The following is a 21,011-nucleotide window of genomic DNA, read 5'->3' on the forward strand; positions in this document are numbered from 1 at the left end:
TTCTCCGGTGATCGAGCGCGGACTCGTGTGCGTGTGTGCTGGTGGTCAGAGGTGGTTGGAAGCCTCGGTGAGAACGGATTCGAGGATCTGGCGGATCTCGACGAACTCGTCGGGGCCGATCGTGAGCGGTGGGGCGAGCTGCACGACGGGGTCGCCGCGGTCGTCGGCGCGGCAGTACAGGCCGGCATCGAAGAGCGCTTTGGAGAGGAACCCGCGCAGCAGACGCTCGGACTCGTCGTCGTCGAACGTCTCCTTCGTCGTCTTGTCTTTCACCAGCTCGATGCCGAAGAAGTACCCGTCGCCGCGCACATCACCGACGATCGGCAGTGTGAGCAGCTTTTCGAGCTCGGCGCGGAACAGCGGCGAGTTCTCGCGCACACGCTCGTTGAGCTTCTCTTCCTCGAAGATGTCGAGGTTGTCGAGCGCGACCGCGGCCGAGACGGGGTGACCGCCGAAGGTGTAGCCGTGGTAGAACGACGTGTTCCCGTGCTTGAACGGCTCGTACAGCTTGTCGCTGATGATCGTCGCGCCGATGGGGGAGTATCCGCTCGTCATGCCCTTCGCGCAGGTAATCATGTCGGGCACGTAGCCGTACTCATCACAGGCGAACATGTGGCCGATGCGACCGAAGGCGCAGATGACCTCGTCGCTGACCATGAGCACGTCGTACTTGTCGCAGATCTCGCGCACGCGCTGGAAGTACCCGGGGGGAGGCGGGAAGCAGCCGCCCGAGTTCTGCACAGGCTCGAGGAAGATCGCGGCGACGGTCTCGGGGCCTTCGAACTGGATCATCTCTTCGATGCGGTTGGCCGCCCACACGCCGAACGCCTCGACGTCGTCGGTGGGGGCGCCCATCTCGCCGGCGCGGTAGAAGTTGGTGTTCGGCACGCGGAAGCCACCGGGCGTCAGCGGCTCGAACATCTCCTTCATCGCGGGGATGCCGGTGATCGCGAGCGCACCCTGCGGGGTGCCGTGGTAGGCGACGGCACGAGAGAGCACCTTGTGCTTGGTGGGGCGCCCCTGCAGCTTCCAGTAGTACTTTGCGAGCTTGAACGCGGTCTCGACCGCCTCGCCGCCGCCGGTGGAGAAGAAGACACGGTTCAGGTCACCGGGTGCGTAGTGGGCGAGCCGGTCGGCCAGTTCGATCGCGTTCGGGTGCGCGTACGACCAGATCGGGAAGAATGCGAGCTCCTCAGCCTGCTTCGCCGCCGTCTGGGCGAGACGCTTGCGGCCGTGGCCGGCGTTCACCACGAACAGGCCGGAGAGACCGTCGATGTACTTGCGGCCGCGGGAATCCCAGATGTGGTGACCCTCACCCTTGGTGATGATCGGAACGCCCGCGCCGTCTTCCATGACGGACTGGCGGGCGAAGTGCATCCACAGATGGTCCTTGGCCTTGGCTTGGAGATCGGCCTCGGTCGCATCCGAGAGAGCCGAGGGAGTGTCCGTTGTGATTGTCATTTCTTATCGTGTTCCCCAGTTGTAGAACTGTTTGTGGAGTTTGAGATAGACGAACGTCTCGGTCGAAAGCACACCGTCGAGCGTTCGAATCTCGGAGTTGAGCATCGTGATCAGGTCGAGGTCGTTCTCGCAGACCACTTCGGCGAGGATGTCGTAGGTTCCCGCCGTGAGGACCACGTAGTCGACGGCGGGCATGGCGGCCAGACGATCGGCCACCTCCCGGGTGTCGCCGGTCACACGGATGCCGATCATCGCCTGGCGGTAGAAGCCCAGTTGCATCGGATCGGTGACGGCCACGATCTGCATCACGCCCGACTCGGTCAGCTTCTGCACGCGCTGGCGCACAGCGGCCTCGCTGAGACCGACGGCTTTGCCGATCTCCGCGTACGACCGTCGACCGTCGACCTGCAATTGCTCGATGATCGCCTTGGAGACGTCATCGATCTGTACAGGCTTGGCCGGGTTCGTTGCCCGAGGGGTGCTCATGGAGCGATTCTGTCAGTGAGAACCGGACCCTGCAAGCGAATCCGCAGGATTCTGTCGTTTTTGCTATCGAAATCAGTAGACTCGCGGCATGACCACGCCTGAACTCCGTAATTTCGTCAATGGCGCCTCCGTCGACTCGCGCGCGACGGAGCGCATCCAGCTCGTCGACCCGGCGACCGAGGAGGTCTACGCGACCTCCCCGGTCTCCACGTCCGAAGATGTGGCCGACGCCTATACCGCCGCCCGGAATGCCTTCGAGGAGTGGGGGGAAACCACGCCGGGCGAACGCCAGCTCGCGCTGTTCCGCATCGCGGACGCCATGGAGGCCCGGGCGGAAGAGTTCGCCGACGCCGAGTCGCAGGACACCGGTAAGCCCCGCTCCACTCTGGTGGACGACGAGATCCTGCTCTCGGTCGATCAGATCCGCTTCTTCGCCGGCGCCGCTCGCAATCTGGAGGGCCGGTCGGCGGGCGAGTACATGAAAGACCACACGTCCTTCATCCGCCGCGAGCCGATCGGTGTCGTCGGCCAGGTGACCCCCTGGAACTATCCGCTCAACATGGCGGTGTGGAAGTTCGCACCGGCGCTCGCCGCCGGCAACACCACGGTGCTCAAGCCGTCGGACACTACGCCGCTGTCGACGCTGCTGCTGGCCGAGGTGGCGGCCGAGTTCCTGCCCGCCGGTGTGCTCAATGTCGTCACGGGCGATCGCACGACGGGCGCGGCGATGACAGATGACCCGATCCCGCAGATGATCTCGATCACCGGCTCGGTACGGGCCGGTATGGAGGTGGCGCGCGCCGCCTCGTTCGACCTCAAACGCGTGCACCTCGAACTCGGCGGCAAGGCGCCGGTGATCGTGTTCGACGACGCCGACATCCCTTCGGCGGTCGAAGGCATCGTGGCGGCCGGCTATTTCAACGCCGGCCAGGACTGCACCGCCGCGACCCGTCTACTCGTGCAGTCGGGCATCCATGACGAGTTCGTCGCCGCACTCGCCGCATACGCCCGGGAGAACGCCAAGACCGGCGGCCCCCGCGAGGACGGCATCCTGTTCGGGCCGGTCAACAACGCGAACCAGCTCGCCCAGGTGAGCGGCTTCATCGACCGCCTTCCCGACCACGCCACCGTCGAATTGGGCGGCCACCGTCAGGGCGACAAAGGCTACTTCTACGAGGCGACGATCGTCTCCGGCCTCACGCAGAACGACGAGGCCGTGCAGAACGAGATCTTCGGTCCGGTGCAGACTGTGCAGAAGTTCACCGATGAGGCCGAAGCCCTGCGCTGGGCGAACGGCGTGCAGTACGGGCTCGCCTCCTCGGTGTGGACGAAGGATCACGCTCGCGCGATGCGGTTCGCCAAGAACCTCGACTTCGGCTGCGTGTGGATCAACACGCACATCCCGATCGTCGCCGAGATGCCGCACGGCGGGTTCAAGCACTCCGGCTACGGCAAGGACCTCTCGATGTACGGCTTCGAGGACTATACCCGCATCAAACACGTCATGAGCTACATCGGCTGACCGACCCGGCCAGCAATGAAGGGGCTCCGCGAGGACAAGGCTCAGCGAGAACAGGGCTCCGCGCGCCGACTTCAGTCGCGCGGAACCCTGCTCGCGTCGGTCGAGGACGCCTCGCGGCGTGGGATGTTCGCGGGGTTGTGGTCGCGGAGTTCGGGCGGGAGCACAGCCTGCGGGGCGTCCTGATAGGCGATCGGGGTGAGGAAGCGGCGGATGGCGCTCGCGCCGACCGAGCTGTGCACCGAGGCGGTCGTCGCGGGCCAGGCGCCGCCGTGGTGTTGAGCCCAGGCGATGGCCACGCCGGTCGGCCAGCCGTCGAAGACGAGCCGGCCGGCCAACGGCGCGAGGGCGGCCGCCAGGGCGGTGACGTCTTCGCCTTGGCCGCGGAGGATCGTCGCGGTGAGGGACGGGTCGAGGGAGCCGATCGCGCGCTGCAGCTCCTCGTCGCCCAGGTAGCGCACGAGAACGGTGAGCGGTCCGAAGCATTCGGTGAGGAACGGTTCGGGGTCGGTGGTGAAGGCCTCGCCGTCGGTGATGACGACGGTCGGTGCCGAGTCGGGGGCTTCCGCCGCCGCGTTGAGTATCTGCACATCGGAGCGTCCGGCGAATGAAGCCGCTCCGGCCGCGAAAGCGGAGGTCATGCCCTCGGTGAGCTGCTGCTGTGACGGCGCGGCCATGAGCGCCGTGGCCACCGCATCTTCGATTCGAGCGCCCGCCGGAATGAAGACGAGCCCGGGTTTCGTGCAGAACTGGCCGGCATCGCGGGTGAACGATCCGACGAGGCCGGTTGCGATCTCGTCCGGACGCTCGCGGGCGGCCGACTCGGTGACGACCACCGGGTTGATGCTGCCGAGCTCGCCGTAGAACGGGATGGGCCGCTCGCGCGCGGCGGCGAGCTCGAACAGGGCGCGTCCGCCCCGCTCCGAGCCGGTGAAACCGACCGCCGCGACGCCGGGGTGCTGCACCAGGGCGACACCGGCGTCCATCCCTTCGACGAGACCGAAACAGCCGTCGGGTGCTCCAGCGGCGGCCAGCGTCCGTTCCGCGAGGGCGGCCGTGCGCCGGGATGTCTCGGGATGACCGGGATGGCCTTTGACGATCACAGGGCAACCCGCCGCGAGCGCCGAGGCGGTGTCGTTGCCGAGGACGGAGAACGCGAACGGGAAGTTAGAGGCCGCGTACACGGCAACGGCTCCGAGCGGACGGAGCATCCGCCTCAGATCGGGCCGCGGTGGTGTGGTCGTGGGGTCGGGCGCGTCGAGCGTCGCCTCCAGATAGCCCCCGTCGCGCGCGACTCCGGCGAAGAAGCGCAGCTGAGAGTCGGTTCGGGTGATCTCGCCGTCGAGGCGGGCCTCGCTCAGATGCGTCTCGGCGGCGGCGAGTCGCACGAGCTCGGCCCGGTCTCCGGCAATGGCCTCGGCGAGGGCTTCCAGCCAACGCGCCCTGTCCTCGCGGCCGGTTCCCTCGAATCCGCTCGCGGTCGCCCGGGCGACCGCGTCGTCGACGCTCATGCGAACGCCGCCAGACCGGTCAGGGCGCGACCGAGCACGAGAGTGTGGATCTCGTCGGTGCCCTCGTAGGTGCGCACCGATTCCAGGTTGTTCATGTGCCGCATCACCGGGAACTCGCTCGTGATGCCGTCGCCACCGAGAATGGTGCGGGCTTCGCGCGCGATGGCGATGGCTTCGCGCACGCTGTTGAGCTTGCCGACGCTGATCTGGGTGGGGGTGAGGGCTCCGCGCTCTTTCAGCCGGCCGAGGTGGAGTGCGAGGAGCATTCCTTTCTCATACTCGACGAGCATGTTCGCCAACTTCTCCTGGATGAGCTGGTTCGCGCCGATGGGGCGGCCGAACACCTCGCGATGTGTCGCTCGCTCGATCGACACCTCCAGACAGGAACGGGCGGCGCCCATCGCGCCCCAGACGATGCCGTACCTGGCTTCATTGAGGCAGCTGAACGGCCCGGAGAGCCCGTGGGCGCCGGGGAGCATGGCCGAGGCGGGCAGGCGCACCGCGTCGAGCTCGACATCGCACTGGATCGATGCCCGCATCGAGAGCTTGCCGTCGATCTTCGTAGCGGTGAAGCCGCGGGTCCCGGTGGGCACGAGGAAGCCGCGGATGCCGTCTTCCGTCGCCGCCCAGACCACCGCGATGTCGGCGATCGCGGCGAGACCGATCCAGCGTTTGCGTCCGGTGATGATCCAATCGTCGCCGTCGCGGCGGGCGGTGGTGTCCATCGCCGCCGGGTCGCTCCCTCCGGTCGGCTCGGTCAGGGCGAAGCAGCCGATCTTCTCGCCGCGCGCCATCGGGGGGAGCCATTGATGCTTCTGATCGTCGGAGCCGAATTTCGAGATGGCGCTCATCGCGAGCGACCCCTGCACCGAGACGAAGGTGCGCCAACCGCTGTCGGCCGCCTCCAGCTCGTGGCAGACGACGCCGTAGCCGACCGCGCCGGCGCCCGCGCATCCCTCGTCATCCAGGTGCATGCCGAGGAACCCGAGCGCGCCGAGCTCGGCGACGAATTCGGTGCGGAAGTGTTTGTCTTCGAAGTCCTGCTCGATGGTCGGCAGGATGCGCTCGGTCGCGAAAGCGCGCGCCTTGGCCGCCCAGGCGCGCTCCTCGTCGCTGAGGAGCGGGTCGATGCTGAAGGCCTCATCGAGGGCTGCGGTCACGGTCGTCCTTCTTTCTGTGGGTGCGGCTGCGGGTGCCAGTCGGCGCCGTCGTGCTCGCCGAGCCGGGGCGCGACGGAGCGGTAGTCGGCCGGCGCGGACGAGAGATGGATGGGGTTGGCTGGTTGGGCGCCGGACCGGGTGGTACCCGTTCCGGTCGCGTCGGCCTGGTCGATGCGGGCGACGGGGTCGAGACCGAGCGAGGCAGCGAACGCGAATGCCTCCGTGAGGTCGTTCACGAGCCCGGCGGGCACGCGTGCGGTCGCGCACCGGTCGACCCAGTGCGCGGCGGTGTTTCCCGCGAGCGTCGACATGAGTTCATCGCGTAGTGCCTGTCGATGGCGCACGCGGTCGGCGTTGCGGGCGAACCGCGGGTCGTCGGCCAACTCCGGACGCCCGAGCAGGCCGACGAAGTCACGGAACTGTCGGTCGTTTCCGACCGCGACGACGAACGGGCGGTCGCTGGCGTCGACGAGTTCGTACGGTGCGATGCTGGGATGGGCGTTTCCCATCCGGGCCGGCGCGATGCCGGTCGCGAGCGTGCTCGACGCCTGGTTGGTGAGAGCGGCGAGCAGCGAGGTCAGCAGGTCGACGTCGATGCGCTGGCCGAGGCCGGTGCGGTCTCGTTCACGCAGCGCGAGCAGCATGCCCGAGAACGCGTTGAGTCCGGTGAGCACGTCGACGAGGGCGACGCCGACTTTGGTGGGGCCGCTGTCGGGCGCGCCGGTGATGCTCATGAGGCCTCCCACCGCCTGGACCAGCAGGTCGTAGCCGGCGAGGGCGGCGCCGTCGCCGCGGCCGAACCCGGTGATGGAGCAGTAGACGAGTCCGGGTGCGTCGGCTCGCAGGGTCGCTTCGTCGAGGCCGAATCGCTCCATCACGCCGGGGCGGAAGTTCTCGACGACGATGTCGGCGCCCGCCGCCAGCCGGTGGGCGGTGGCGAGCCCCGCTTCCATGCGCAGATCGCAGACGATCGAGCGCTTGTTCCGGTTGACGGCGGCGAAGTAGGTGGAGTCGCCGGCAGCGTCGACCGGAGGGCGCCACGATCGGGTGTCGTCACCGTCGGGGCTCTCGATCTTGATCACGTCGGCGCCGAAGTCGGCGAGCATCATCGTGGCGTACGGTCCGGCGAGCACCCGGGAGAAGTCGGCGACCCGGATGCCCGCGAGGGGGAGGTCGGTCGTCGTCGCGCTCATCCGGTCTCCATTCACTGCGCGCGGGGTGGGCCGGCGCTGGTCCTGGTATTCATCCTATCCCGCATGATTGGCTCGCGTTAGGGTGAAGTCATGGCAGCGGGTGTGGAGTCGACGGGCGGTGCGCGCCGGTGACCGGCATGGCCGGTGCGACCGGCATGGCCGGTGCGACCGGCGTGGCCGGCCCGGCCCGCCGGGCGCCAGGTGCCCGCGATGCTGTGTTCGCCCAGCTCTCCGAAGCCGGGCGCGCCGAACAGGTCGCCCGGCGGCTCACCGACGGCATCGTGCTCGGCGTGCTCACCGCCGGTGAACGCCTGCCGAGTGAGGCTGAACTGGCCAGACGGTTCGGCGTCGCCCTGGTCACGGCCAGGGACGGGCTCGGCATGCTCCGCGAAGCCGGTCTCGTGCAGACCAGACGCGGGCGCGACGGGGGCAGCTTCGTCATCGCCGCCGGCTCGCAACTCGGCCCTCTGCTCGCCTCTCGGCTCGGGGGCCTCTCGCAGGTGGAGCTCTCCGACCTGGCGGTCTACGTCGCGACGATCGCCGCGGGATGCGCCGAACGGGCCGCCGAACGTTCCACGCCGGACGACGACGAGCGACTGGGCGCCTGGCTGGCGGCGGCCGACTTCGGCTCACCGGCGGAGGCGCGACGCAACGCGGGCGGCTTCTTCCTCGAACTCGCCGTGTTGAGCCAGTCGACACGGCTGGTGCGCGAGCAGATCCGGTTGCAGGCGGAGTTCGGCCCCCTGCTCTGGGCCGGGATGGTGGACGCCGGGCTCCGCGACCGCACGCGGGTGGCCGCGCGCGCGGTCGCCGCTGCGGTGGCCGCGCGGGACGGCGGCGCGGCGCGGCGGATCGTCAGCGAGCTCATCCGGGCGATCTCAGAATGGCTGCTCGCCGCCAAGGTGCTGATCGAGCGGGGAGGCACCATCGATGCCTGATCTCGCGTCGGGAGCGACCCCGTCGATGGTCGCCGCCGCTGTCGGCACCCTGTTCGAGCGCCTCTTCGCCCAGCTGGACGAATGGCGCATCCAGCTGGTCGACGGTGACGTCGAGACGACGCCGGGTCGGCTCGACGAACGGGTGCGCGCTCTCGTCGTTCCGCTCCTGTCGGAGCCGGACCCGCTGCTGATCGGTGCCGGGTTCATCGCCGCGCCCGAGTTCGTGCGCGGCAGGGACGTGCACTTCTCATGGTGGCTCGGTCCGCTCGAGGCCAACCCGGTCTTCGGTGCGACGACGGAACCGACGAAACTCGATCTGGCCACCCGCAACCACGCGGACTACCTGCGCGACTTCCGCTCGCTCGAGTGGTACCGCGTTCCGGAGTCGACCCATCGGACGCACGTGACCGGACCGTATGTCGACCATCTCTGCGCCTGCGACTACATCATCACCGTGACGTCGCCGGTCGAGGCGGGCGGCACGACGCTCGGCGTCGTGGGCGCCGACATCTTCGTCAAACGGCTTGAACACGAGCTGCTGCCGGCCCTGCTGGCGATCGACGGTCCGGTCTCGCTGATCAACGGAGTCGGCCGCGTGATGATGTCGACCGATCCGGCGCTGGCTGTGGGAGACGTCCTGTACACGAATGCGGTCGACATCGTGGCCTGCCCGGGCGCGCCGTTCGCCCTCGCGCTGACGGGAAAGACAGCTTCGAACATTACACTCGGATCGAACACGTCCTGAGCCCCTGCGGCTCGGAGCCATCATTCGTTGAAACGGGAGGAACGCGAGGTGACTCCCGGTTTCACCAGATATGCCCCGTCCGGCGCGCGGTCGCGCTGGCTGTTCGTGGCCGGTCGACGGTTCGTCGCGGTCGTGGAGAGCTCCGTCTCCGAAGGGATCGTCGAGACACTCTGGTGGCTGGCCGACTCCGAGCTCGCCACCATCGAATCCGTCGTCGGAGCATTCCCGCTGACCGGCGCGGATGCGGTGCGCTCGTTCGCAGTCGCCGAACTCGCCGAACCCAACGCCACGAACGAGGTGCTGGTGACCGCCGTTGTGCGCGGCTCCGCGGCCGTCGATGTGTTCTCGGTCGGCGGTTCGCGCCGATTCGCCGCCGGGGGAGTGCAGCCGTGGGTGCTGGCCGAGTTCCGCTCGGTCACCGGACTCGTGCTCGGCGGAGACGATCTGCCGACCGGCCCGGTCGCACGGGCGAGCGTCGGATCGCTCCCGCTCGGCAGCGGTGTGGTCGACGGCGAACTGCTCGCCTGGTCGCTCACACCGCTCCAGCGCATCGCAGCAGCGCCGGCCGTCGAGGCGGCGCCGACCGACGACGAGGCCGATCTCGGCGAGGAGACGATCATCCGGGCGCGTCGCGGGGGGAGCCTCTTCGCGCATCCCGAGCCCCTGGCACCGCCCGAGATCCCTCGCACCCCGCCGGGGCGCATGCCGGGAGCGGTGGACATCGAGCCCTCGGCTGACACATCCGCGTCGACGATCCGCTCCGCCCCGGACGACGGCTTCCCTTCGACCCAACCCGTGCTGCTCCCGCCCGCGCCCGTGCCCGCGCGCTACGCGATCCTGATGGGGTCCGGCGACAGGTTCGCCCTCGACGAGCCCATCCTGATCGGCCGCCGGCCGTCACCCCAGAGGATCGGTTCCGGCCCGGAACCGCGACTCGTCGCGGTGTCATCGCCCGACCAGGAGGTGTCGTCGACCCACGTGCGCATCGAGCAGGCGGGTGACGCCGTCGTGGTCACCGACCTGCGCTCGACGAACGGCACCGTCGTCGCCGCCGACGGGCAGCGGCAGCGGCTGAGGCCGGGACAATCGCTCGTCGTCCTACCCGGCGCGCTCATCGAGATCGGCGACGGTAATATCATCGAGATCACCGCCGTCTCCGGCGAGATGTGATCTCCGGTTCTCCGAACCCGACAAGAAGAGGATGCGAGTGACCCAGATCGGTCGCAGCAACAGACGCCACACCGTGGTCGTGCCTGGCGAGCCAGACGCGCGCATCAGCCTGGCCTGGGCGGCGCTCAGCGACAAGGGCTACCGCCGGTCGGTCAACGAGGACAGCCTGCTTGCCCGCTCGCCGATCTTCGCGGTCGCCGACGGGATGGGCGGGCACACGGCCGGCGACTTCGCCAGCACCGCCGTCGTCACCCGGCTCGCAGAACAGGTCTCCGTGGACTTCGTGGGCGAGGACGCACTCACCTCCGCCCTGCGATCGGCCGTCGATGATATGGGCCGGGGGGTCGGACACACCGACCTCGGAACCGGAACGACCGTCACCGGCATCGCCTTGACTCTGGTCAACGGCTCGCCGTACTGGCTCGTCTTCAACATCGGCGACTCGCGGGTCTACAGCTACCGCGACGGCACCCTGGAGCAGCTCACGCTCGATCATTCGATCGTGCAAGAGCTCCTCGACGCCGGGGCGATCACGCCGGCCGAGGCCGAGGTGCATCCGCACAGCAACGTCATCACCCGGGCGGTCGGCTTCAACGAAGACCCGGTGCCCGACTACTTCCTGCTTCCGATCGTCGCCGGCTCGCGCCTGCTCGTGTGCTCGGACGGTCTGACGAAAGAGCTCACCGAGCACGGCATCCGGCATTTCCTCGCCGAGGGGTCGAGCCCGCTCGACGCCGCGCAGCAATTGATGGATGCGGCACTCGGCAATGGCGGCCGCGACAATGTGACGGTCGTCGTCGTCGACGTCCTCGCCACGCCCGAGAGCGGAAACCACCGTGAGGGCGTCGACCGCCGCACGGTGCGCAAGCACTGAGCCGCCACCCGCCACCCGCCTCTTTGTCCCCCGAGTTGGGGGTAGGTGAGTTGTCCCCAGTCCGGGAGCGGGGCCTGGGCGGGCATTCCGGCCCTGCCTACAATGGGGAAACGATTGCCGATGACCCGGTGCGGCCGCGCACGGCGGACCTGAGACCAAGCAACAGCATCCACGGGTGCACGAGTCGAACCGGGAGGCGATATGGCACGGCGTCTGCCCTCACAACCGCCGAATCTCCCCGGCTTCTCGTATGTTCGCGTGCTCGGCTCCGGCGGGTTCGCCGATGTCTTCCTCTATGAGCAGAACCTGCCCCGGCGGCAGGTGGCGGTGAAGGTCATGCTGGCCGAGGTCGTCACCAGCCAGGTGAAGCAGATGTTCCAGGCCGAAGCCAATCTGATGGCCCAGCTGAGCACGCATCCCTCGATTCTCACGGTGTACCAGGCGAGCGTCTCGGCCGACGGCCGGCCCTACCTGGTCATGGAGCTCTGCTCGGCGGCGATCGGACAGCGCTACCGCACGCATCCCCTCGCCGTTCCGGAAGCCCTCAGCGTCGGGGTGCGGATCGCGAGCGCGGTCGAGACCGCGCACCGGGCCGGCGTGCTGCACCGGGACATCAAGCCCTCCAACATCCTCACCACGGCCTACGGGCATCCGGTGCTGAGCGACTTCGGCATCGCGGCGACGCTGGGCGAGGCCGAGGTGACCGAGGCGATCGGGCTGTCGATCCCGTGGTCCGCCCCGGAGGTGCTGCTCGACGAGACGAGCGGCACGATCGCCAGCGAGGTGTGGGCGCTCGGTGCCACGCTGTACTCGCTGCTCGCCGGCCGCTCGCCGTTCGAGCTGCCCGGCAAGGAGAACACCTCGTCGGAGCTCATCCAGCGCATCACCAAAGGTCGGCCGCAACCGCTCGACCGACCGGATGTTCCCGCCCGTCTCGAGCAGGTGCTGCTGCGGGCGATGTCCAAGAAGCCCGCAGCGCGGCAGCGCAGTGTTCTGGAGTTCATCCGGGAGCTGCAGTCCGTGGAGACGGAGCTCGGACTGCCGCAGACCCCGATCGAAGTGGCGATGGACGATTGGGCGCTCGCCACGGCCGACGACCCCGAAGACAGGACGCGGATCAAAGGCGTCATGTCGGTGGACCCGTCGGGGTCGCGCCGTCGTCGACGACGTCCGTCCACCTCGCAGACCGTCACGCGCGCTCCGACCAGCACGGTGGCGCGAGAGAGCGCCGGCAGCACCCCGGGATCGTCCGCGCCGGTCCGGCCGCGCTGGTCCCGGGCCCTGACGCTGTCGATCGCGGCCTGCGCGGTGCTCGTCGTCGCCCTCGCCATCACCGCCGCGTTCGTGCTCGTCAAGGTCTCGTCGAACACCGAGATCCCCGCCGTGCGCGACCTGTCGGGACGGGTGAGTGACGGCACGATCGTCTTCACCTGGAGCGATCCCGGTCTGCAACCCACCGACACCTACCAGGTGGCGGTCGGGGATCAGCCTCCGAGCGTGCAGCATGCAACGGAGTTCCGGGTGGATGCCAAGCCCGGCGCGACCGTCTGCGTCACGGTCACCGTCAACCGCGATGGCAAGACAGGTGATCCCAGCGCCCCGAAGTGTGTGGAACGGGCGGACGCCCCGTGATCGGAAAGTGGCTGGCCGCGCACAAGTCGCTGGTGGCGACCGCGACGAGCGGAACAGCGATCGTCGCCCTTGTGACGACGCTCGCCGTCGTCTCCGGCGGCTACAGCGCACAGCGGGTGGCCCTCGGCGACGCCGCCGTCTGGGTGGCGAACGACGCGAAGAAGTCGCTCGGCCGCGCGAACACCGAGATCGACAAGCTCAACTCGGTCGTCTCCGGCCCGGGCGAGGCGCTCGACATCGCGCAGGACGGCAGCAATGTGCTGCTCATCGACAATGAGACGAACACTGTCGCCGTCGTCGACCCGGCCACCAGTGAGGCGGGGAAGAGTGTGGCCCTGCCGCCCCGTGATCCGTACGTGCACCTGGCGGGCGACAAGGTGACCCTCGTGTCCCGCACGACGGGACAGCTGTGGTTGACGACGGTGCCGCAGCTGGGCGACTTCAACGCCGGAGCGGCCCCGACGATCGACCTGGGCGGCCGGGTCGTGACCGCGATGAACGATGCCGGCGTGCTCTACGCCTTCCTGCCGGACACCCGCACGGTCACCCGGATCGACACGGGCGGAGACCAGCCGGCCACCGCATCCGAGAAAGTCTCGTCGTCCGGTGACGGCAAGAACGACACGATGACCGTGGTCGGCGACACCTGGGCCCTCCTCGACCCGGATGCGCGCACCCTCACGGTCTCCGGTCATACGACAGACCTATCGGGAGTGCTGGGCGCCGGCGACACCCCGGTTCTGCAACAGCCGAGCGCGGCCGGCGACGCGGTTTGGATCGGCACGACCTCCGGGCTCATCCGTGTGCCGCTCGACGGCTCGCGGGCGACGAAACCGGTGACCGGTCAATCCGGCGCTCCGGCGGCCCCGATCACGGTGGCCGGGTGCACGTTCGCCGCGTGGAGCGGGGGGACCAGCTGGCGTGAGTGCGGGTCGTCCTCCACCGGTCAGCGGGGAACGCTGGCCGGCGTGCCGGCGGGCGCGGCGCTGGCATTCCGGGCCAACACCGATCGGGTCGTGCTGAACGACGCGAAGTCGGGCGCCTCCTGGGCGGTGCAGAGCGGCAACACGCGCATCGACAATTGGGACGAGCTGGTGGCGAAGAAGAACACCACCGAGCAGGTTGACCAGAGCAAGCAGGACACGCCACCGCAGTACGAGAAGCAGCAGCAGCCCCCGGTCGCCGTCGACGATCATTTCGGTGCCCGGCCGGGGCGCGTCAGCCCCCTTCCGGTGCTGCTGAACGACTACGACCCGAACGGCGATGTCCTGGTGATCGACTCGTTCACCGCCATCCCGCCGGAACAGGGCACGCTGGAGCTCACCAACAGCGATCAGCAGCTTCAGATCACGCTCCCGAGCTCGGCGAGCGGCACCATCGGCTTCGACTACACGATCTCCGACGGGCGGGGAGGAACAGCGACGGCGCATGTCACCGTGACGGTGAGGCTGCCGAGTGAGAACTCACCACCGGTGTGCACCCGCACCGCCAAGGCCGTCGTGCAATCGGGCGGGCGGGTCACCAGCCAGGTCCTCGGCGATTGCTACGACCCGGACGGCGACGCGTTCTTCCTCGCTGCGGCCTCTGTGCCGGCCCCCGACACGGTCACCTTCACCCCGCAGGGGCAGGTCGCCTTCAACGACCACGGGCAGGGCGGCGACCTCAAAGATGTCACCCTCACCGTCTCTGACGCCCGGTCCGTGGGCACGGGGTCGCTCGCCGTCACCGTCCGCCCTCCGGGTCAGGTGCCGATCATCGCCGACGCGTTCGCGGTGCTCGCCTACCAGGGACAGGAGGTCACCGTGCAGCCGCTCGCGCATGTGCGCGGTGGAACGGGCACCGTGCGGCTCAGCAGCGTGCCGACGAAGGCCGATGCGACACTCACGCCCGACTACCAGGGCGGAACCTTCCGGTTCGAGAGCGACCAGGTGGGCACCCACAACATCGAGTACACGGTCACCGATGGCGTCGTCACCTCCACCGGCACCGTCCGCATCGATGTGGCCGCTCCGCCCGGATCCAAGACGACACCGATCGCTGTGCCGCACACCGCGTTCATCCGAGAGCAGACCACGCAAGATGTCGACGTGCTCTCGACCGACATCGACCCCTCGGGGGGCGTGCTGCTGGTCACCGGCGTCACCGATCCGCCGGTCGCCTCCGGTGTGCGTGTCGAGATCCTCGGCCAGCGCACCCTGCGGGTCACCCTCAACCGGCCGCTCGATGCGCCCATCGACTTCCACTACCGGCTCAGCAACGGTCTGGCCGATACAGAGGGCACGGTCACGGTCGTGCAGCTGCCGCCGCTGACCGTCCACCAGCCGCCGATCGCGGCACCGGACTCAGTGTCGGTGCGCGTCGGCGACGTGGTAGACATCCCGGTGCTGGCCAACGACATCCAGCCCGACGGAGACAAGCTCACCCTCGATCCCACCCTCGCCACGCCGCTCCCGGCCGGCGCCGGCCTGCTCTTCGCCAGCGGCGACGTTCTGCGCTACCTCGCGCCGTCGAAACCCGGCAACTTCACCGCCGCCTACCGGGTCGTCGGCGAAGACGGCCAATGGGCCACCGCCGACGTCACGATCGCCGTGCGGGAACGCGACGAGGCGACGAACAACCCACCGGTTCCGAAGACCGTCACGGCGCGCGTGCTCGCGGGCGACACGGTCCGCATCACGATCCCGCTCTCGGGCATCGATCCCGACGGCGACTCTGTTCAGTTCATCGGCCAGGAGACCAATCCGCAGAAGGGTGCCGTGATCGCCTCCGGACCCGATTGGATGGACTTCCAGGCCGGCGAATACGCGGCCGGCACCGACACCTTCACCTATGCCGTGGTCGACGCTCTCGGCGCCCGGGCCACCGGAACGGTGCGCGTCGGCATCGCCGCGCGGGTGGACGGTGCACGCAACCCGGTCGCCGTCGAAGACGATGTCTCGGTGCGCCCGGGGAAGACGCTCTCCATCCAAGTGCTCGCGAACGACAGCGACCCCGATGGGAGCCCGCTGAGCGTGACAGCGCTGACCTCGCTCGACGGCAAGGTGAAGGGCAAGATCGAGGGCGACCTCGTCGTGATGACCGCGCCGAAGGTGGAGGGCACGTACAGCTTCCTCTACACGATCCAGAACGAGCGCGGCGGCACGAGCGAGAGCTTCGTGCGGGTCACGGTCAGCAAGGACGCCCCGCTGGCACGCCCGATCGTGGAGGACACCACGCTCGGGCTCTCGGACATCCTCGGCAAGCAGCATGTGAGCGTGAATGTGCTGGCCAATGTGTTCTTCGCCGACGGGCCGGTCTCCAGCCTCAAACTGGAGGTTGTTCCCGGGTACGGCGACACCGCACAGGTGACCTCGGGGAAGCGCATCCGTGTGACGGTCGGAGCGCAGAGCCAGATCATCCCGTTCAAGGTCTCCAACCCCGACGACGAGTCGATCGCGGGCTACGCCTTCGTGCGCGTGCCCGGCTACGACGACGCGCTGCCGCAGGTGAAGCGCGGCGCGCCGAAGCTCACTGTTCCGAGCGAGAAGACGCTCACGATCCATCTGAACGACTACATCGTCGCGGTGGGGGACCGCAAGGTGCGCCTCACCGACGCCGCCACCGTGCGGGCGACGCACACCAACGGCGACGATCTGGTGGTCAGCAACGACACGCTGCAGTACACGAGCAGCTCGCGCTACTTCGGTCCGGCCTCGATCTCGTTCCAGGTGACCGACGGCACCTCGGCCACCGATCCCAAAGGCAATGTGGCGACGATCGTGCTCCCCATCACGGTGACGCCCCGGCAGAACCAGCCGCCGGTGTTCACGGGAGCCCTGATCGACTTCGAGCCCGGTCAGTCGAAGACCGTCGACCTCACCAAGCTCACCAGCTACCCGTACGCCAAAGACCAGGCCGAGCTCGTCTACAGCGTGCAAGATCCCAAACCGCAGGGGGTGAGCACGAGCCTGAAGGGGCAGAAGCTCACCATCTCCGTCGATGCGAACACGGCGAAGGGCGCGCATCCCTCCATCGCGATCGGGGTGAAGGATGCGATCAACGCCGGCCAGGCGGGTCGCATCGACCTCAACGTCGTCCCCTCCACCCGGCCGCTCGCGTCGCCGCAGGCAGACCGGGTGATCGCGCCGCGCGGCAAGACCACGACCGTCGACGTGCTCGCGAACGACGCGGCCACCAATCCTTTCCCGGGCAAGCCGCTCACCGTGGTCGCGGTGCGCGGGCTGGACAACGGCAACCTCCCTGCCGGCGTCGCCGTCACGCCGAGCGCCGACAAGTCGACGTTGAGCGTGCAGGTGGCGGCGGATGCGGCGCCGGCAGACACCACGCTGCAGTACGAGGTGGCCGATGCGACCGGCGATCCCGACCGCTACACCTGGGGCACGGTGACGATCTCGGTGCAAGACAGGCCGGAGCCGGTGTCCAATGTGCAGGTCACGGGCTTCGCCGACCGGGCGCTGACGCTGTCGTGGATCCCGGGTGCCTTCAACAACTCGCCGATCACCGGGTTCCAGGTGACCGTGTCGCGGTCGGGACAGGTGATGTCGACGACGATCTGTTCCACCACCTCCTGCACCGTTCCGACACCGGGCAACGGGCCAGACAACGCGGTCACCGTGGCGATCTCGGCCAAAAACGCGCTCGGGCTCTCCGACCCGACGCCGTATGCCGAGCCGGTGTGGTCGGATGTGGTTCCGACGGCGCCCGCGAACGTCTCGACCCTGCCGCTCGACCACGGCCTCCGGTTCACCTGGAGCAAGCCGGCGGACACGCCCGGCGCCAGCCCGATCACGTCGTACCTGGTCACCCTCGGCGGCGTCACCTCCTCGATCGCCGTCGGTCGCGGCGACGCCGTCGGCACCACGTACACGCTCAACGTCACCGATCCGACCAACATCGCGAACGGCGCCTCCATCGGGTTCAGCGTCGCATCGCGCAATGACTTCTACGCCGGCCGCACCACCTGGAACCAGACGCAGGGGAGCGGTGTGCCCGCGGGTGCGCCGCTGGTCGTCGGCACCCCCGTGGCCACCCCGAGCGTCACGGATGGGACCTCCGCGACACTCAGCTGGCCGGGCGTCTTCAGCGGCAACGGCCGGCAGATCTCGACCTACTACGCGGCCGTCTACGCGGCGGGATCCGCCCCGAACTGCTCCGTCTCAGGGGTGAACTCGGGCGCGCCGGTGCTCAGCGTCGACCCGCAGAGCTCCACCTTCAAGAAGGTGGATGCCCCGGGAACCCAGGTGCGCTTCACCGGTCTGAGCGCCAACCAGAAGTACTCGTTCGTCGTCTACGCCTACAACGGGCAGGGATGCACGGCGAGCGGCGTCGTCACGGCCACGCCGCGCACGGCGCCGAGCACGCCGACGGACGCCTCGGTCAGCGGGCCCGTCTCCAGTGGAAGCGGTCGCTGGGACTACCAGCTCAACTCGCTTACGTACACACCGGGAAGCGGCGGCGGCAACACCGTTGTCTCCTACACGCTGACCGGTGCGAACGGCGCGACGGCGAGCGGCACGCTCTCCGGGACGAACGGCCGGCTCACCGGCGCGAACGGCGGGGTCTACGGCACCGCGCTCACAGTGACGATCACCAGTGTCTGCGAGGTCTACGACGGCGGCGCGGCGGTCTGCAACAGCTCGTCCGACAAGCCGTTCAGCAAGAATCTGGGCGTGGCGGTCGATACGAATCTGGGCAACGAGGTCTACGATCCCGCGACGAACACCTACAGCTGGACGAGCTGGCCGACCGGAGACTACCAATCGGTCACATACACCTGCGACGGCGGGGCGACCCGCACCCCGATGCCCGCGGTCGGCCAGACAGCCTCCTGCACACCGTCACCGACCGGGGCCGAACTCACGGTGCGCGTGCGCGCGAACGACACGGACTACGACCAGACCTACGGGAGTACCGGTGGATAGCCGGGCGACCGCCATACTGAAAGGCAGCGTCCCGCAGGCGGACGCCGTGCCGCCGCGAGCGGACGAGACGACCCCGAGAGGCCGAAGCATGACGATGACCCCCGAGCAGGCCACCTGGTTCTCCGGCGTGTTCGAGCGTCTGGTGGCGAACATCGACGGCGTGCTGCTCGGCAAGGCCCATATCATCAGGCTCGCCCTCACCGCCCTGTTCAGCGAAGGCCACCTCCTGCTGGAGGATTACCCCGGCACAGGCAAGACCTCCCTGGCCCGCGCGATCGCCGAGAGTGTGCGCGGCACGAGCAATCGGGTGCAGTTCACGCCCGACCTGCTGCCGGGCGACATCACCGGTGTCAACATCTTCGACCAGCGCACCGGTGCCTTCGAATTCCATCGCGGGCCGGTGTTCGCGAACATCGTGCTGGCCGACGAGATCAACCGGGCGAGCCCGAAGACCCAATCCGCCCTGCTCGAGGTGATGGAGGAGGGACAGGTCACCGTCGATGGGGTGCGCCATCCCGTCGGCTCGCCGTTCATGGTGATCGCCACCCAGAACCCCATCGAGCAGGCGGGGACGTACCGCCTGCCGGAGGCCCAGCTCGACCGGTTCCTGCTGAAAGCCTCGATCGGGTATCCGGACCACGAGGCAACACTGCGCATCCTCGAAGGGTCGGAGCGCAAGGCGCACGAGATCGTCGTCCCCGAGGTGATCGCCGCCTCCACCGTGGTGGAGATGGGATCTATGGCCCGCAGCGTGCACGTCGACGCCGCCATCAACGACTATGTCTCCCGGCTCGTGGATGCCACCCGCAATGCCGACGAGGTGCGGTTGGGCGTCAGCGTGCGCGGAGCGCTCGCCCTGTTGCGCGCCTCGAAGACCCTCGCCGCCTCCGTCGGGAGATACTACGTGACCCCCGACGATGTGAAAGCGCTCGCCGAACCCGTGCTCGCCCACCGGCTCGTCCTCGATCCGGAGGCCGAGTTCGAGGGCGTCACCGCCTCCAGCGTCATCGCGCAGCTCCTCATCGAGACGCCGCCGCCCTCCGATCGGCCCGCCGTGTGACGAACACCGTCAGTCGAACCCAAGTAGAGCTCACCAACGCGCGCGCCCGGATCGTCGGCAGCAGAGACGGCAGGCTGGCGGATGCGATCGTCTGGCTGGTGCGCTCGACCCGCGTCGCCTGGACCGCGGTGGCGACGGGCTGGCGCTGGCTGAGCGCAGTCGTCACCCCGTTGGGCTGGTCTATGGTCGCCGTGGCCGTTCTCGCCCTGCTGTTCGGGTACAGCTACGGCTGGACCGAGGCGGTCGTGATCGGGTGGACCGCCGTGGCGATGCTCCTCGTCGCGACGGTCTATCTGGCGGGACGCAACGTCTACGATGTGACCCTTTCTCTGCCGGCGAACCGGGTGGTCGTCGGTGACCGGGCTCCCGGCGAGGTGCAGGTTCGTAATCCAGGGCGCCGCCGGCTGGCCGGCGTGCGCGTCGAAGTGCCGGTGGGGGAGGGACTCGCCGAGTTCGCTTCGCCGTCGCTGGCGCGCGACGAGACGCACAGCGATGTGTTCATCGTCCCGACCTCGCGGCGCGGGATCGTGCCGATCGGTCCTGTGCGCACGGTCCGGGCCGACCCCGTGGGGCTGCTCCGTCGGGAGGTGGTGTGGGCCGAATCGCTCGACCTGTTCGTTCACCCGCGCACCATCGCCATCCCGAGCATGAGCACCGGGTTCGTGCGCGATCTCGAGGGGGCGCCCACCCGCGACCTCACGGCGAGCGATGTCGCCTTCCACGCTCTCCGCGAATACCTGCCGGGCGACGAACGCCGCAACATCCACTGGAAGAGCACCGCCAAGACCGGCAGCTACATGGTGCGGCAGTATGAGGAGACGCGACGCAGCCACCTGCTCGTGGCGCTGAGCCTCTCCACCGACGACTATGCGACCGACGAAGAGTTCGAACTCGCCGTGAGCGCCACCGGCTCACTCGGTGCGCGCGCCATCCAGGATTCCCGCACGGTCTCGGTGGTCGCGAGTGCGATCACGCCCGATTTCGCCAAACATGCGGTGCACAGCGTGCGCCGGTTGAGCACGATCAACCGGGGCCGGTTGCTCGACGACCTGGCCGGGGTGACCAGTGCGACGACGGCGTTGCGGGTGCCGGAGCTCGCCCAGATCGCCGCCGAGGATGCCGCCGGCACCTCCATCGCCTTCCTGATCTGCGGGTCGGCCGTCTCCGCCGCGCAGCTGCGTGCATCGTCCACGCAGTTTCCGCTGGGTGTCGATGTGGTGGCCGTCGTGTGCGACGCGGGCGCCGTGCCGTCGCTGCGTCGGGTGACCGATCTGAGCGTGCTCACCATCGGGTATCTCGAAGACCTGCAGAAGAGTCTCGCCAAGAGGATGGCGGCCTGAG

At 68.7% G+C, this 21,011-nt stretch carries 14 protein-coding genes; 9 read left to right on the forward strand and 5 right to left on the reverse strand.

Annotation, left to right across the window (positions count from 1 at the left end; all coding sequences use genetic code 11):
• Positions 1–45 precede the first annotated feature (45 nt).
• Together K5L49_RS18870 and K5L49_RS18875 are read right to left on the reverse strand one after the other, a co-directional pair.
• Complete coding sequence (locus K5L49_RS18870; RefSeq protein WP_223695072.1) at positions 46–1,461, reverse strand: aspartate aminotransferase family protein; 1,416 nt, start codon at positions 1,459–1,461, stop codon at positions 46–48.
• Between the two features lie 3 nt (positions 1,462–1,464).
• Positions 1,465–1,947: an Lrp/AsnC family transcriptional regulator gene (locus K5L49_RS18875; protein WP_223695073.1), complete on the reverse strand. Its 483-nt coding sequence runs from the start codon at positions 1,945–1,947 to the stop codon at positions 1,465–1,467.
• An 88-nt stretch (positions 1,948–2,035) separates the two neighbouring features.
• On the opposite strand from K5L49_RS18875, the gene K5L49_RS18880 reads away from it, so the two are divergent.
• Entirely contained in the window at positions 2,036–3,469 is a 1,434-nt protein-coding gene (locus K5L49_RS18880; RefSeq protein WP_223695074.1) for a gamma-aminobutyraldehyde dehydrogenase, read from the forward strand.
• A 71-nt stretch (positions 3,470–3,540) separates the two neighbouring features.
• Here the strand turns inward: K5L49_RS18880 and K5L49_RS18885 are convergent, their stop codons facing one another.
• The 3 genes from K5L49_RS18885 to K5L49_RS18895 are packed head-to-tail and all read right to left on the reverse strand — an operon-like array spanning position 3,541 to position 7,330.
• Positions 3,541–4,977 (reverse strand): aldehyde dehydrogenase family protein, encoded by a 1,437-nt coding sequence (locus tag K5L49_RS18885; protein WP_223695075.1) that lies wholly within the window; start codon positions 4,975–4,977, stop codon positions 3,541–3,543.
• Positions 4,974–6,137, reverse strand: coding sequence for an acyl-CoA dehydrogenase family protein (locus K5L49_RS18890; RefSeq protein ID WP_223695076.1), 1,164 nt, complete (start codon positions 6,135–6,137; stop codon positions 4,974–4,976). The genes K5L49_RS18885 and K5L49_RS18890 overlap by 4 nt, the downstream gene beginning before the upstream one ends.
• Complete coding sequence (locus tag K5L49_RS18895) at positions 6,134–7,330, reverse strand: CaiB/BaiF CoA transferase family protein (protein ID WP_223695077.1); 1,197 nt, start codon at positions 7,328–7,330, stop codon at positions 6,134–6,136. The genes K5L49_RS18890 and K5L49_RS18895 overlap by 4 nt, the downstream gene beginning before the upstream one ends.
• Before the next feature lie 137 nt (positions 7,331–7,467).
• Here K5L49_RS18895 and K5L49_RS18900 point away from each other — a divergent pair, with 137 nt between their 5' ends.
• The 8 genes from K5L49_RS18900 to K5L49_RS18935 all read left to right on the forward strand — a co-directional run bounded on the left by K5L49_RS18900 (position 7,468) and on the right by K5L49_RS18935 (position 21,010).
• Positions 7,468–8,268 (forward strand): FadR/GntR family transcriptional regulator, encoded by an 801-nt coding sequence (locus K5L49_RS18900; RefSeq protein ID WP_223695340.1) that lies wholly within the window; start codon positions 7,468–7,470, stop codon positions 8,266–8,268.
• The gene (locus K5L49_RS18905; protein WP_223695078.1) at positions 8,261–9,013 is read left to right on the forward strand and encodes a cache domain-containing protein; all 753 of its coding nucleotides are present in this window, start codon (positions 8,261–8,263) and stop codon (positions 9,011–9,013) included. The genes K5L49_RS18900 and K5L49_RS18905 overlap by 8 nt, the downstream gene beginning before the upstream one ends.
• Positions 9,014–9,061: 48 nt before the next feature.
• Complete coding sequence (locus K5L49_RS18910) at positions 9,062–10,183, forward strand: FHA domain-containing protein (RefSeq protein ID WP_223695079.1); 1,122 nt, start codon at positions 9,062–9,064, stop codon at positions 10,181–10,183.
• Between the two features lie 37 nt (positions 10,184–10,220).
• On the forward strand, positions 10,221–11,057 hold the full coding sequence (locus tag K5L49_RS18915; protein ID WP_223695080.1) for a PP2C family protein-serine/threonine phosphatase: 837 nt from the start codon (positions 10,221–10,223) through the stop codon (positions 11,055–11,057).
• A 201-nt stretch (positions 11,058–11,258) separates the two neighbouring features.
• Positions 11,259–12,689 (forward strand): serine/threonine-protein kinase, encoded by a 1,431-nt coding sequence (locus tag K5L49_RS18920; RefSeq protein WP_223695081.1) that lies wholly within the window; start codon positions 11,259–11,261, stop codon positions 12,687–12,689.
• Positions 12,686–18,610, forward strand: a complete 5,925-nt coding sequence (locus K5L49_RS18925; RefSeq protein ID WP_223695082.1) for an Ig-like domain-containing protein — start codon at positions 12,686–12,688, stop codon at positions 18,608–18,610. The genes K5L49_RS18920 and K5L49_RS18925 overlap by 4 nt, the downstream gene beginning before the upstream one ends.
• Before the next feature lie 88 nt (positions 18,611–18,698).
• A complete protein-coding gene (locus K5L49_RS18930) occupies positions 18,699–19,670 on the forward strand; it encodes an AAA family ATPase (protein ID WP_223695083.1) in 972 nt (323 codons plus the stop codon).
• Entirely contained in the window at positions 19,667–21,010 is a 1,344-nt protein-coding gene (locus tag K5L49_RS18935) for a DUF58 domain-containing protein (protein ID WP_223695084.1), read from the forward strand. The genes K5L49_RS18930 and K5L49_RS18935 overlap by 4 nt, the downstream gene beginning before the upstream one ends.
• Position 21,011: the final 1 nt, after the last annotated feature.

It is taken from the genome of Leifsonia poae, from assembly GCF_020009625.1.
GTDB classification, from domain to species: Bacteria; Actinomycetota; Actinomycetes; order Actinomycetales; family Microbacteriaceae; genus Leifsonia; species Leifsonia poae_A.